Below are 12,516 nucleotides of genomic sequence, written 5' to 3'. Positions count from 1 at the left end.
CTGCACTAAGCTTTGGGTGCCCCAAAACAAGCCTACCGTGAACCAGTTGTACTGGCAGGTAGGCTTGCTTGTTGTTAAATAAAAGGTTCTAATTTGCCCGTTATACCCCTTGTACCTCGAGCAGCTCTTTCGCACTGGCGCGTGTGGTGCTGCTTACTTTATCGCCGCCAAGCAAACGGGCGATTTCGTCAATACGTTGTTCCTGAACTAGCGGGAGCATCGATGTAAAGGTTTCACCGTCTTCAACGCGCTTGGACACAAAGAACTGATGGTGGCCACTACAGGCAACCTGAGGCAAGTGAGTCACACAGATCACTTGGGTTGAGTTACCTAGCTGACGCAGCTGTTTACCCACCTGAGAAGCCGTGGGACCGGAGATACCAACATCCACTTCATCGAAGATCAGGGTTGGGGTAGTGACCCGGTTCGCAATAATCACCTGGATTGCCAGGCTGATCCGAGACAGTTCACCACCAGAGGCCACTTTGGCCAGGGCTTGGAGAGGTTGACCGGGGTTAGTCGAAACCAGAAAGTCAATTTGGTCCATGCCCAGTTCATTGGGGCGCCTGTCTTCATGCTGGTTAAGCTGGATAGCAAACTGACCATTTTCCATAGACAGCTCATGCATGCTTTCACTGATCAGCTCATTTAAGGTCAGCGCTGCCTGTGATCGGCTTTCGCTAAGCTGTGCCGCAGAGATTTGATAGGCGTGCAGGGCCTCTGCTATTTCATGCTGCAGATCTTCTATACGCTCGTTGTTGGAACAAATGGATGCCAGCTCTTCATGTAATTGTTGGTGGTGCTGATGCAGCAACTCGGGGCTGATTTGGTGCTTACGCGACAACGCCATGGCCTGAGCCAGTCTATCTTCGACGCTTTGCAGGCGCTCCGGATCTTGCTCAATATTTTCTCCGTAGGCGCGCAGCTCACGACAGCCCTCTTCGAGTTGCACCGCGGCCTCGCCTAATAATTGACTGATCTCCTGTAATTTAGGGTCGTAGTTACTCAATTCAATGAAGGTTTGTACGCTATGCTGAAGCTGGCCTAAAACGGTTTGATCATCTTGCTCAGACAAACACATTAACTCGCGCTGGCAGCTTTCGGCCAGTGTCTGGCTATGACTCAGGCGTGTATGCTCAGTTTCAATTTGCTCATATTCGCCTTCTTCCAGGGCAAACTCATCCAGCTCCTGAACCTGATATTCCAGCAGTTGTTTTTTGGCTGCCTGAGCTTGCTGTTGTTTGATAAGCTCGGCATGCTCCTTCTGTAAGGTATGATAGTGCTGGTACTGAGCACGCACAGCGTGCAGCAGGTTATCGTGCCCGGCGTAGGCATCCAGCAACCGTAGCTGATGTTCAGGCTTCAGCAGTAACTGGTGGGCATGCTGGCCATGAATGGCTATAAGGCGCTGGCCTAATTCCTTGAGCTGGGCAGCGGTCACGGAGTTACCATTGATAAAGCTCTTACTGCGGCCATTTTGCATAACGACACGGCGTAAAATACAGTTTTGCTCTTCATCATCGAGCATCAGGTCGCTGAGAAATTGCTGCGCGTAGGGGAGTTGCCTGATATCAAATTGAGCTGTGATCTCTGCTTTGGCCGCTCCCGGGCGAATGCTGGCAACATCCGCGCGCTCGCCCAGACACAGAGAAAGTGCATCGATCGCAATAGATTTACCCGCACCGGTTTCACCAGTGATGGCTGTCATGCCTGAGCGCCAGTCGATGGTTAATTCGTTGACAATGGCAAAGTTTTTAATTTGCAGACTGATAAGCATGCTGTATATCCAAACAGTACAATTACTGTTAATTTATACAGCATTCTTGGGAAATGCAACTTGAAATTGCGTTTTGTTGTACGCGGCCTGTTTAGAGTGCCGCGGCTTTTTGCTGTTGCATGGAAGGGTCGTTATTCTCTGTTTGCGCTGCGGCGTCTTCCTCGCTCTGCACTGTTTCTTGCGTGTCGGTTTGAGCCGGTGTATCCGGCGTCTGGATCCGCGAGATCAGAGCTGGCAAAATTTCACTGTAAAACGCCTTATTGTAGGCAATACCGGCAGAAGGCAGCTCACTGACAAACATAAACAGCTGATCGGCTAATAGCTCCATGTTGCCATTTTCACGACATTTATTCAGTTCGTTACCAATGGTGGCAAGTAAGTGATCGGTGACACGTTCCAGTGCTTCTAAGTTTTCATCATTATGTGCCTGGACAACAAAAAAATTGCCGACAATGGCATTAAACTGCGGTGCGTGTTTGGGCCGGATCAGCTTATAACTTACAAATTCACTAATTTTACTTTTAAAGTGACTGCTGATCTCTTTCAGGCGTTCATTAAACACCCGTTTTTCGGCTTCGCGTGCTTTTTTGCGGTTATTCTCAATCACCACATAGACCCCTAAAATGGTGATCAATAAGGTGATAGATACGAAAACAACGTAGCTCATGTTGGTTTACTTTTCCCTAAAATAGAAAACAAATTTCACTTATTCTGCTGAACTTGTGGCGCTTAGTAAAGCCTGCTGCCCCAATTTAATTTTTGTCTCAGAACATTGTAGTAGGAATAGCTCTCGGGGTGGATCAAACGGAGCTTTTTTTCTGCTTTTTTAATGACCACTTCATCTCCAGGAAGCAATGCGAGTACTACATGACTGTCGCAACTGACCTGTAAGCTGGCGGTGTTCTCCGGGCTGAGTTTGAGTTTGACCTGTTTACTGGCATCGACCACGAGCGGTCTGCTAGACAGGGTATGTGGAAACATAGGGACCAAAGCCATGGCGTTGAGTTCCGGCGTTAAAATAGGGCCGCCACCGGACAAAGAGTATGCGGTAGAGCCCGTGGGGGTGGTGACTATCAGACCATCTGAGCGTTGCGAAAAGACAAATTGTTCGTCAATAAAGGCTTCAAATTCAATCATGTGGGCAACTTTATCGGCATGCAGCACGGCTTCATTGACGGCTAAGTTGGCACTTTTCAATTCGGCATGACGAAAGACTTCGACTTCCAGCAAAAAGCGCTGCTCGGCAACAAATTTACCACTCAGCACTTGTTCCAGTTCGGCTTCAAAGTCGTCCGGGTCGAGATCGGTTAGAAATCCCAGGTTGCCTCGGTTTACCCCTATGACGGCCACATCAAACCTGGCCAGCACCCGGGCTGCACCCAGCATATTACCATCGCCGCCAACGACTACGGCCAGGTCGCAGCGCTCGCCCAGCGCAACCACATCGAGTATGTGTGAGTCGGGCAGTTCAGCGATTTGTTTGCCAACCCGTTGCTCCACAAAAACTTCATAGCCAAGTGCTTGCAAAAAAGTGTACAGGCGTTGTAATGTCAGGGCTGCGCCATCATGGTTTGGTTTTCCAATCAGGCCGATGGTTTTAAATGGTGCGCTCATTCAGTGAGTTTCCTTGGCAAAATATCTATTGCCAAGATTATCTTAAAATGAATTCGCTTGAAACTCGCAAATTTAACCTTATTTATGATGTTATGAAACTTAGTGCACGTGATAAACAAGTCTTCTCTGCTGTGATGAGTCTTTACTGTAATGGTGAAGGTCATCCCGTGGCCTCGAGTAAGATAGCAAAACTAAAAGGGATGGCGGTGTGCTCAGCCACGGTCCGCAATGCCATGGCACGCCTGGAAAACCAGGGGTTGCTATTTTCGCCGCATACGTCGGCTGGGCGTGTCCCGTCTGATCAGGGGATCAAATACTGGTTACAGGAATATTTTGGACTGGAAGAGATTGCCCCTTACTGGGAACCAGAGCGTGAACAGCTCACAGGCTTTGCCCACACGTTAAGTCAAAAATATCAGGTTTGCTGTATTGTTGGTTTGCCACAGGTGAGTGAGCAGACTATTTTCCGTGTTGAGGTGTTGGATTTTGACCGTAAGCACTGGCTGGTATTACTGATTGACCGCACGGGCCAGTCTAACAACATTCTCATCAATAAGCCTGAGTCTAATTCTGATCCCGTGCGCTATCAGTTTGCAGCCTGGATGAACACGGTGTTTAGTCAGCAAACACTGAAAGAAGGGTTACATCGAATGCGGGCCATGGCGAAAAGTGCGATGGCCGATTGCCGTGGCTCTTTGATGCAGTGGAGCCGAGAGTTAAGCTTACAGCTGGGTACCGACAACAGCATAGTGGTTGGAGAGCGTTATTTGTATAACCGCCTCGAAGGGCACAATGAACTCAATCTGGGTGTGAGCTTTTTGCATCAGGTAGAAGACAGGTTGGCACTCAAGAACGGTTTGTCGGTATTACTGGGCAGTGAGCTGAGCTATCTGAATCTGGAACGGTTTGTGGTATTGAGTGTGCCTTACTTCACGGCCAGCGAGTATCAGAGTCGTTTTTGTGTGATCTGCCCGGCGGATGCGCCGATTGAGGCAATAATCAGCGAATTTACACAAATCCCAAAAAAAGAAGCTTGAATAACGAATTTGAATCCCCATAATTACGGCAGTTGTAAAGAATCGGAGAGAATTTTTCATGTCTGAGCAGACAAAAGCCCAAGAGCAGGAACAAGAGTTAGTGCAAGAAGACGTACAGGAAAATGCGACAGAGCAAGCTGAACAAGCGCAGGAGAGTGCACAAACTGAGCAAGCTGAGTTGAGCCCAGAAGAAGAGATTGCAGGCCTGTATGCAGAACTGGAAGCGGCTAAGCAAACAATCGAAGGTCAAAAAGATAGTGTGATCCGTGCTGCTGCTGACGCCGAGAACGTGCGTCGTCGTGCCGCACAGGACGTAGAAAAAGCACAGAAGTTCGCGCTGGAAAAGTTTTCAAATGAGTTATTACCTGTGGTTGATAACCTGGAGCGTGCAATTGAGTTTGCCGACAAAGAAAACGAAGCGACAAAATCCATTATTGAAGGCATTGAAATGACACTGAAGTCATTCAATGATGCACTGGCTAAGTTTGGTGTTGAAGCTGTAAGCCCTCAGGGTGAGGCCTTCAACCCTGAACTGCACCAGGCGATGTCGATGCAGCCTAGCAACGATGTGTCTCCAAACACTGTACTGGCCGTTATGCAAAAAGGATATACCCTGAACGGTCGTTTACTGCGTCCAGCGATGGTGATGGTGTCTAAAGCAGCAGACTAAGCCTCAGTAATAACGCACTGATTTAAAAGCCCGCAGATAGCGGGCTTTTTTAATGGTGATTTGCATAGGCCCAGCTCACCTTTTAAAATAAAAGATAATTTAGTTTCAGCAGGTACAGGGTGATGAACAAAAAGATTATGGCAGCGGTTGCCATTGCGGTGACGCTTATGGGATGTAAAACGTCCCCGACCGGGCGCACACAGATAGCGCTCTACTCAGAGCAGAAAATGGATGAAATGGGTACAGCCAGTTTTGAGCAAATGAAGCAGGAACAGACGATTGAACAAAACGCAAAAACCAATCGTTATGTGCAGTGTGTTGCTGATGCATTGATAGCGCAGCTACCGGCGCAGTACGCGCAGCAGCAATGGGAAGTGGTGGTCTTCAAGGAGCCCAGTGCCAATGCGTTTGCTTTGCCCGGAGGAAAGATAGGGGTGCACACTGGCCTTTTAAGTGTTGCCAAAGATCAGCACCAGCTGGCAGCTGTAATGGGCCATGAAGTGGGTCATGTTATCGCTCAGCATGCCAATGAGCGGGTCTCACAAAACAGCTTATTGCAAATTGGCTTGCAGGCAGGCAACGTGGCGCTGGAAATGGGCAATGTGCAATACCGTAATGCCATAATGCAGGGACTGGGTTTGGGCGCACAGTACGGCGTTATGTTGCCTTTTAGCCGCAGTCACGAGAGCGAGGCGGATGTCATTGGTCTCGATCTGATGGCCAAAGCCGGGTTTAATCCTCAGGGGGCTGTTGAACTTTGGCAGAATATGGACAAGGCGGGAGGAGAGCGGCCGGCGGAGTTTTTATCAACGCACCCCTCACCTGAAAACCGCATCGCTTTGTTGCAAAGCAAGATGACACAAGCGAATTCAAAGGCTGCGGAGGCCAAGCGTCAGGGGCGCAATCCAGTCTGCAAATAAGCGACTATTGCTGGGCGCTGCTGTGATACAAGTTTGCGCCCAGTCTGTCGAGCACAATAAATAGCCTAAGATCCAGCTCCAGCTGATGGTAATCCGGTTCCATATGACAGCAAAGCTGATAAAACGCTTTGTTATGCTCCAGCTCTTTGAAGTGAGCCAGCTCGTGTACAACCAGCGCCCTTAATACCGCCTCCGGGGCATATTTCAGTTGCTGGGACAGGGCAATTTCATAACGAGTTTTGACTTTTCCGCCGTGCTGTTGACGTGTTTGGCTGTGATGCCCCAACGTTCCCGTCATCAGATCCCGGCCCTTTGCATAGCTTACCTTATGCAGACGAGGTACATTTTTAAGGTACTTGTTTTTATAGCTATTGCAGTAATCATAAAGAGCTTGTGTATTTTGTAGCTGATGACCTTGCGGATATTTACCTTTGAAATACGCTGCAAGTCTATCCGGTTCCAGTAAGGCTTTAATTTGGGACTGCAACGCAGCAGGGTAATGCTGAAAATACTGCAAATAATTCATGATGACGGTAGTAATCCTGATTCGGAAATTTTAAGCTGGTGTACTCAAGATCATAACAGGAATAATAGTAAATGTATCAGGCAAGTTGTTTATGCGGTGCGGTTAAGCTTGCACTGCAGGGTGCCATTTCTAGCATCATCCATTGTCACTGTTCCTTATGTCGCAAGTCGTCTGGCACTGCTTATGCCACCAACGGATTTGTCAATCAAGATGAGTTAAAAGTGATTGCCGGAGAAGAGCATATCCGTCACTACGCGTTTAAACCCGGCAGGTTGCGTCATTTCTGTGGAATTTGTGCATCTCCTTTATACAGCTCTAATCAGGATAACCCCGAAAAACTAAGATTACGGCTGGGTATTTTGGATTGTGACATCACTGAGCGGCCAATGTCACACAACTATGTAACGTCTAAAGCGAACTGGGAAGAGTTGGATGCCGACTTGCCTCGCTTTGAAAGTAAAGAGCCGGGTCGGGAATAATAAGCAGGGCCGTTTCAGGCCCTGCGGCTAAGTGCTTAGTTACCAGTCATCGCACAGCAGTCAGATGCGCGTGAGTTACCACCGCTTTTCTGGAGCTCTGCTCTGCCTGCACCACCGACAGCTCGGGTTGCTTTGGCTGGCAGTGCAGACAGGTCATCAGAAAGTTGTTTTACAGGCTTTTTATTGAGTTTTAACCGCATGGTATTTTCCTTATTGTTGTTTTATTCACCTTCTAACATCCTGTAAAACTTAATATATGTCAAGTGCTTAAATTAATGCCTGCTGCTGTGGTTGGCGCTCTGCCGGAAATGGCTCGAGTACTTGATGCGCAACGCCCAGATCCTGAATAAACTGCCTGGCCAGCAGAGGTGCATCATAATTGTCGGCAGTGTGAAAGAACACATAAGGGGTACGCCCCTCGTTTAGCCAGTCACGAATTTTGTTGAGCCAGGGGGCATAAAAGGTGCGATTTGCAGCCAGGTCTGAGCACCCGACAAAACGCAACATGGGCGCCTGAGCCGTAGCAATCACATTGACGGGAACGCGCGGTTTCTTTTGCTGGGCATCAATAATAGCCGGGGTACTGGGCGGCTCACTAAACAGAGGCCGAGTATCCATAATAATGCGATTCACGCCATTGTGCATCAGCAGCTGGTTAAAGCGCTTTTCAGCGTCGCCTTTGGCAAAAAACGCTCTGTGTCTGACCTCGATACCCAGGGTCAACTCCTTGGGCAATTGTGCGATAAAATCGGCTATCCGGCCAAGATATTGTGGGCCACAGCTGGCTGGCAGTTGCAGCAATACCATTCCCAGTTGTGAAAATAAAGGCGAAAACAGCTCGAGCCATTGCTTGAGTTCTTGCTGACAATGAGTCAACGCCAGTTCGTGAGAGATCTGTTTGGGGATTTTAAAGGTAAAGCGAAAGTCTTCTGGCACCGCCTTTGACCAGGTAGCGATGGTGTCCGGTTTTGGGTTAGCGTAGAAGCTGGTATTGCCCTCAACACTATTAAAGATCTGCGCATATTCGCTCAACATATCCGCGGTTTTGCAGTCACTGCTGAAAAACCGACCTTTCCAGTGTGCAGAGCTCCACTGAGGACACCCCAAATACAGCATGAAATTTGCTCCCTAATTGACTTGAAGAAGAGTCTAACAAAGTCCAGATGGAGAAAAAATCGTAACAGCGAAAGAATCCCGGTTTTGTGGGATGACAAAGCGTGGCAATTTTATATAATTGGCGATTAAATTTATCATTCATTATGCCCTTTAGAGTAAGTAGGCAAATAGGATTATTATGCGCTCAATATACTGCGGAAAATTAAACAAGGACCATGTAGGTCAGGAAGTGGAGCTATGTGGTTGGATCAACAAACGTCGTGATCTGGGTGGCCTGATCTTCATTGATCTGCGAGATCGCGAAGGTTTGGTCCAGGTTGTGTTTGATCCTGAAGTAGATGGCCTGATGGATGTTGCCAACACCTTACGTCAGGAGTTCTGTGTTAAAGTAACGGGTACTGTTCGTGCACGCCCAGAGAGCCAAATCAATCAGGACATGGCAACGGGTGAAGTTGAGATCCTGGGCACAGGCCTGACAATAATAAACCGTGCAGAGCCGTTGCCTCTGGACTTTAATCAGGAAAACTCAGAAGAGCGTCGCCTGACCTACCGTTACCTTGACCTGCGTCGTCTGGAAATGAGCGACCGCATTAAACTGCGCGCAAAAGCATCCAGCTTTGTACGCCGCTTCTTAGACAGCAATGACTTCCTGGATATCGAAACGCCGGTACTAACTAAAGCTACACCAGAAGGTGCACGTGACTATCTGGTGCCGAGTCGTGTACATAAAGGCAGCTTCTACGCATTGCCACAGTCGCCTCAGCTGTTTAAGCAGCTGCTGATGATGTCTGGTTTTGACCGTTACTACCAGATTGTTAAATGTTTCCGTGATGAAGACTTGCGTGCTGATCGCCAGCCTGAATTCACCCAAATCGATTTAGAAACCTCGTTTATGTCATCTGAGCAGGTGCGTGATATCACAGAGCGCTTGATCCGTGAAATGTGGCAGGAACTACTTGACGTTGATCTGGGCCAGTTCCCGGTCATGAGCTACGAAGAAGCCATGCGTCGCTATGGTTCAGACAAGCCGGATTTACGTAACCCGCTGGAGCTGATTGATGTAGCCGACTTGGTTAAGGACGTCGAGTTCAAAGTACTGGCAGGTCCTGCAAACGATGAAAAAGGCCGCGTAGCGGTGCTGACTGTACCGGGTGGTGCATCACTATCTCGTAAGCAAATTGATGAGTACACCAAGTTTGTTGGCATCTATGGCGCAAAAGGCCTGGCCTGGATGAAGGTCAACGATCGGGACGCTGGCCTTGAAGGTATTCAGTCGCCAATTGCTAAGTTCCTGAACGAAGAAGTGATCAAAGGCATTCTTGAACGCACTAACGCACAGACCGGCGACATCATTTTGTTCGGCGCTGACAAGCGCAACGTGGTTAATGAAGCAATGGGTGCACTGCGTCTGAAAGTCGGTCTGGACCTTGAGCTGACCAACCTTGGTCAGTGGGCGCCACTGTGGGTTGTTGACTTCCCAATGTTTGAGGAAGACGACGAAGGTAACCTGCATGCAGTTCACCACCCATTCACGGCACCTAAAGACATTTCAGCATCAGAGTTGGAAGCCAATCCGGCAGGCGCTATTTCAGACGCGTATGACATGGTATTGAACGGCTATGAAGTCGGTGGTGGTTCTGTTCGGATCCACAACAACGATATGCAGCAGGCGGCTTTCCGTATCCTGGGCATTGATGAACAAGAGCAGCAAGATAAGTTTGGCTTCCTGCTGGATGCACTGAAGTACGGTACCCCACCACACGCGGGTCTGGCGTTTGGCCTTGACCGCCTGGTGATGTTGCTGTGTGGCACAGACAACATCCGTGATGTGATTGCGTTCCCGAAAACGACTCAGGCATCATGTCTGATGACCAATGCGCCGAGCGTTGCCAACCCGGATGCACTGAAAGAGCTCGCGGTGACAGTGACAGCACAGCAAAAAGACGCTGAATAAATACAGCAAAAAGAATGAAAAAGCGGCGATTGCGCCGCTTTTTTTTATTCTTCAAATCCTAGGTAACTGGAAATTCATACAGTATTTTGGCATGATAGCGAAAAAACAACGAGAGTATGCGCCTTGGCAGTAATTTTAGGCATAGATCCAGGCTCCAGGCTGACCGGGTATGGTGTAGTTCAGCGCCAGGGCAGTCAGTTTCAGTATCTGGGCAGTGGTTGTATCCGACTTGGCGATAAACCATTTCCACAACGACTGCAGATGATTTATCAGGGTGTTAGCCAGATCATCGAGCAGTTTAATCCGCAGGGGTTTGCCATTGAGCAAGTCTTTATGGCACATAACCCAGATTCTGCTTTAAAACTAGGTCAGGCACGTGGGGCAGCCATCGTTGCTGCCACCATGAAAGAGATTGAGGTGTTTGAGTACTCGGCCCGGCAGGTTAAGCAAGCTGTGGTTGGCACCGGCGGTGCGAATAAGTCGCAGGTTCAGGAAATGGTCAAACGACTATTAAAGCTTCCCGGCACCCCCCAGGCCGATGCCGCCGATGCGCTGGCCATCGCTATCTGTCATGCACATTCAGAGCAAAATCTGATCAAGCTGGCTGGTAATGCGAAAAAAACCGTACGAGGAAGATTGAGGTAATTATGATAGGCAGACTCAAAGGTCTTTTAGTAGAAAAACAGCCACCTGAGATCTTGTTAGAGGTGAGTGGCGTCGGCTATGAAGTGCAAATGCCGATGACGTGTTTTTATGAATTGCCGCAGACGGGTAATGAAGCAACCATCTATACTCATTTTGTGGTGCGTGAGGATGCGCAGTTATTGTTTGGCTTTAATCACAAAACTGAGCGGGCGTTGTTTCGTGAGTTGATCAAGGCCAATGGTGTTGGTCCGAAGCTGGCGCTGGCGATTTTGTCGGGTATGTCGGCGGAGCAGTTTGTTCATTGTGTCAATCAGGGCGATGCGTCTACTTTGGTGAAAATTCCCGGGGTAGGCAAGAAAACCGCTGAGCGTTTGGTACTTGAGATGAAAGACAAACTGAAAAACTTTGGCCATGATCTGCTGACCCCGTTCAGCGATAGTGCCGTGTTAGCGCCTCAGGAAGACCCCACGGTGGCGAATACGCCTGAAGATGATGCGCTGGCAGCACTACTTGCGCTAGGCTATAAACCCGCACAAGCACAAAAAGCCTTGAAAGCGGTGAGCAAACCAGGCATGGATACTGAAGGGCTGATCAAAGAAGCCCTGAGATCTATGATGTAAGAAAGGCTGATTAAGTAATTATGATTGAAGCAGACAGACTCATTGAGCCGGAAGTGCAGGGCAGTGAAGAGGCCGTAGACAGAGCAATACGGCCTAAACTACTGTCAGACTATACCGGCCAGCAGCATGTAAAGCAGCAGATGGAAATCTTCATCGAAGCGGCGCGCAGCCGTGAAGAAGCACTGGACCACCTGCTGATATTCGGCCCGCCGGGGTTAGGTAAAACAACACTGGCCAATATTGTTGCCAATGAGCTGGGTGTGAATATTAAAACCACCTCAGGGCCGGTGCTTGAAAAAGCCGGCGACCTGGCCGCTATGCTGACCAATCTGGAGCAGGGCGATGTGTTGTTTATTGATGAAATACATCGCCTGAGTCCCCAGGTTGAAGAGATCCTCTACCCTGCGATGGAAGATTACCAGCTCGATATTATGATTGGTGAAGGGCCGGCAGCCCGCTCAATCAAGCTGGACTTGCCACCTTTTACGCTGGTGGGGGCAACAACCCGAGCAGGATCACTGACCTCACCGCTGAGAGATCGTTTTGGCATTGTACAACGTCTGGAATTTTATTCTGTGGCTGAGCTGGCATCGATTGTGTCGCGCTCTGCACATTTCTTGAATCTTGAGATCAGTGACGCCGGGGCGGTTGAAGTGGCCAAACGGGCGCGTGGTACACCGCGTATTGCGAACCGTTTGCTCAGACGCGTCCGGGACTTCGCTCAGGTAAAAGGAGATGGCAGTGTCGATGAAGTGATTGCCAGTCAGGCGCTGGATATGGTCGACGTTGACAATTGTGGTTTTGATTACATGGATCGTAAGTACTTGCTTGCAATTATTGAGAAGTTTACCGGGGGGCCGGTTGGGCTGGATAACCTGGCTGCTGCGATTGGTGAAGAGCGCGAGACCATAGAAGATGTGATAGAACCTTATCTGATCCAGCAGGGCTTTATCCAGCGCACTCCCAGAGGGCGAATTGTTTCAGATCGGGCCTATCTGCATTTCGATCTAACGAAACCAAACGACTGATTGACCAGACTTTTCTAAATCCTACCTGGCTGCCAAGAAGCACATCATGTGTTTCTTGGGTCTTTCATTCTGCTGATCCATAACATACCAATTTCACTGAATACCTGTTCAATTTGACGGAGCAAATATG

14 protein-coding genes are annotated in these 12,516 nt (G+C 48.9%); 8 read left to right on the top strand and 6 right to left on the bottom strand.

Translation table 11 applies throughout. The annotated features are described in order from the left end of the window. Positions 1–100: 100 nt before the first annotated feature. The 3 genes from recN to nadK all read right to left on the bottom strand — a co-directional run bounded on the left by recN (position 101) and on the right by nadK (position 3,391). Positions 101–1,777, bottom strand: a complete 1,677-nt coding sequence (recN, locus tag C3B51_RS20780) for a DNA repair protein RecN (protein WP_125716386.1) — start codon at positions 1,775–1,777, stop codon at positions 101–103. Between the two features lie 91 nt (positions 1,778–1,868). After that, entirely contained in the window at positions 1,869–2,444 is a 576-nt protein-coding gene (locus C3B51_RS20775; RefSeq protein WP_125716387.1) for a hypothetical protein, read from the bottom strand. 62 nt (positions 2,445–2,506) lie between these two features. Then, entirely contained in the window at positions 2,507–3,391 is an 885-nt protein-coding gene (gene nadK / locus C3B51_RS20770; RefSeq protein ID WP_130246272.1) for an NAD(+) kinase, read from the bottom strand. A 92-nt stretch (positions 3,392–3,483) separates the two neighbouring features. Between nadK and C3B51_RS20765 the strand changes: the two genes are divergently transcribed. From C3B51_RS20765 to C3B51_RS20755, 3 genes are all read left to right on the top strand, one after another. Then, positions 3,484–4,428: an HrcA family transcriptional regulator gene (locus C3B51_RS20765; protein ID WP_235411461.1), complete on the top strand. Its 945-nt coding sequence runs from the start codon at positions 3,484–3,486 to the stop codon at positions 4,426–4,428. A 58-nt stretch (positions 4,429–4,486) separates the two neighbouring features. Further along, complete coding sequence (gene grpE, locus C3B51_RS20760; RefSeq protein ID WP_125716389.1) at positions 4,487–5,098, top strand: nucleotide exchange factor GrpE; 612 nt, start codon at positions 4,487–4,489, stop codon at positions 5,096–5,098. Positions 5,099–5,220: 122 nt separating this feature from the next. Beyond that, positions 5,221–6,018: a M48 family metallopeptidase gene (locus tag C3B51_RS20755; protein WP_130246271.1), complete on the top strand. Its 798-nt coding sequence runs from the start codon at positions 5,221–5,223 to the stop codon at positions 6,016–6,018. Between the two features lie 4 nt (positions 6,019–6,022). On the opposite strand, the gene C3B51_RS20750 is transcribed toward C3B51_RS20755, so the two are convergent. Next, positions 6,023–6,544, bottom strand: coding sequence for a M48 metallopeptidase family protein (locus C3B51_RS20750; protein ID WP_125716391.1), 522 nt, complete (start codon positions 6,542–6,544; stop codon positions 6,023–6,025). Positions 6,545–6,615: 71 nt separating this feature from the next. Here C3B51_RS20750 and C3B51_RS20745 point away from each other — a divergent pair, with 71 nt between their 5' ends. Further along, a complete protein-coding gene (locus C3B51_RS20745) occupies positions 6,616–7,023 on the top strand; it encodes a GFA family protein (protein ID WP_130246270.1) in 408 nt (135 codons plus the stop codon). Positions 7,024–7,058: 35 nt separating this feature from the next. On the opposite strand, the gene C3B51_RS23680 is transcribed toward C3B51_RS20745, so the two are convergent. Continuing rightward, positions 7,059–7,223 carry a hypothetical protein gene (locus C3B51_RS23680; protein WP_164519171.1) on the bottom strand — a complete coding sequence of 55 codons (165 nt, stop codon included), beginning with the start codon at positions 7,221–7,223 and terminating at the stop codon, positions 7,059–7,061. A gap of 67 nt (positions 7,224–7,290) precedes the next feature. Further along, a complete protein-coding gene (locus C3B51_RS20740) occupies positions 7,291–8,139 on the bottom strand; it encodes a DUF72 domain-containing protein (RefSeq protein WP_125716393.1) in 849 nt (282 codons plus the stop codon). Positions 8,140–8,317: 178 nt separating this feature from the next. Between C3B51_RS20740 and aspS the strand changes: the two genes are divergently transcribed. The 4 genes from aspS (at position 8,318) to ruvB (ending at position 12,386) form a co-directional block, all read left to right on the top strand. Next, positions 8,318–10,093, top strand: a complete 1,776-nt coding sequence (gene aspS, locus C3B51_RS20735; protein WP_125716394.1) for an aspartate--tRNA ligase — start codon at positions 8,318–8,320, stop codon at positions 10,091–10,093. A gap of 123 nt (positions 10,094–10,216) precedes the next feature. After that, the gene (gene ruvC, locus C3B51_RS20730) at positions 10,217–10,738 is read left to right on the top strand and encodes a crossover junction endodeoxyribonuclease RuvC (RefSeq protein WP_046006729.1); all 522 of its coding nucleotides are present in this window, start codon (positions 10,217–10,219) and stop codon (positions 10,736–10,738) included. Positions 10,739–10,740: 2 nt separating this feature from the next. Continuing rightward, complete coding sequence (gene ruvA, locus C3B51_RS20725; RefSeq protein WP_046006728.1) at positions 10,741–11,358, top strand: Holliday junction branch migration protein RuvA; 618 nt, start codon at positions 10,741–10,743, stop codon at positions 11,356–11,358. Positions 11,359–11,378: 20 nt separating this feature from the next. After that, a complete protein-coding gene (gene ruvB / locus C3B51_RS20720) occupies positions 11,379–12,386 on the top strand; it encodes a Holliday junction branch migration DNA helicase RuvB (protein WP_130246269.1) in 1,008 nt (335 codons plus the stop codon). Positions 12,387–12,516 lie beyond the last annotated feature (130 nt).

Origin of the sequence: Pseudoalteromonas rubra (genome assembly GCF_004212645.1) — a bacterium.
In the GTDB taxonomy this organism is placed as follows: Bacteria; Pseudomonadota; Gammaproteobacteria; order Enterobacterales; family Alteromonadaceae; genus Pseudoalteromonas; species Pseudoalteromonas rubra_G.
This window is presented reverse-complemented; position numbering and strand designations above follow the sequence as displayed.